Annotated in this window: 1 protein-coding gene; it reads left to right on the top strand. The window is 50.5% G+C overall.

Features of this window, described 5'->3' with window-relative positions; translation table 11 throughout:
• The first annotated feature begins 12 nt into the window (after nt 1-12).
• Entirely contained in the window at nt 13-963 is a 951-nt protein-coding gene (locus MWN76_RS20870; RefSeq protein ID WP_250465127.1) for an IS110 family RNA-guided transposase, read from the top strand.
• Nucleotides 964-1000: the final 37 nt, after the last annotated feature.

Consider the following 1000-nt stretch of genomic DNA (forward strand, 5'->3'; position numbering starts at 1 on the left):
GGAAGAGTCTCTATGGCAATTCAGCGTAACAGGGTAGCGGGCGTCAATATTGGTGTGGATGTTGGCAAGTTCTCTCTGGATTTTCACATCCATGAAAGAGACGTTCACTGGTCATCTGAAAACAACGAGGAAGGTATTCGCTATTCGATTAGCCGTATACGCCGTTATAACGTAGAACGGGTAGTTGTCGAGGCCACGGGCCGTTATGAGCTGAACTTTGCTCAGGCAGCCTTTGAGCGCGGTCTGCCGGTCGTGATTGCTAAACCTCTCTCGGTACGGCGATATGCAGGCGCTATTGATCAGCTGGCAAAAACGGATCGTATAGATGCTGCGCTGATTGCAGAGTTTGGGGCGAAGGTGCAGCCCAGGATAAGTCGCAGTAACGGAAAGAACTTACGTAAAATCAAAGACTTACTGGCTCGCCGTCGCCAGCTAATGAACATTAGAGTTCAAGAATTGAACCGCGATGAAGTCATGGGGGACGGAATCCTTGAGGCTTCCTACCGGCGTATTCTGAAGGCTCTCGACAAGGAGATCAAGTGGGTTGATGGGCAGCTCTCAAAGGCCATCGAAAAAGAATCATCCTGGTCAGAGAAGAAGAGATTACTCAAAAGCGTACCAGGTGTTGGCGACGTTCTAGCGCACACTCTCCTTGGTGACTTGCCTGAACTCGGAACGCTGAACAACAAGCAGATTGCTTCGCTAGCTGGCGTCGCGCCATTTAACCGAGACAGCGGTAAGCTAAAAGGAAAGCGGCGGATTCAAGGTGGCAGGAGATCCGTGCGTGTCGTGCTGTATATGGCTACCGTCAGCGCTACGCTTTGCAACCCGGCGATCAAAGCTCAATATCAGCAATTGGTAGCAAAAGGAAAGCACAAAAAGGTAGCTCTAGTCGCGTGCATGCGTAAATTGCTCACGATCTTAAACGCGATGGTCCGCGACCAAAAGGAATGGGCTGCCTAGTTTTTTGATAGGGGTTGAAGCCACAGTCGCTTGTTAG

The organism is Microbulbifer litoralis, assembly GCF_023634065.1.
Taxonomy (GTDB): domain Bacteria; phylum Pseudomonadota; class Gammaproteobacteria; order Pseudomonadales; family Cellvibrionaceae; genus Microbulbifer; species Microbulbifer litoralis.

Coding starts and splice junctions, on each gene's coding strand:
- MWN76_RS20870 (WP_250465127.1), top strand. CDS start 13: ATGGCAATTCAGCGTAACAGGGTAGCGGGCGTCAATATTGGTGTGGAT.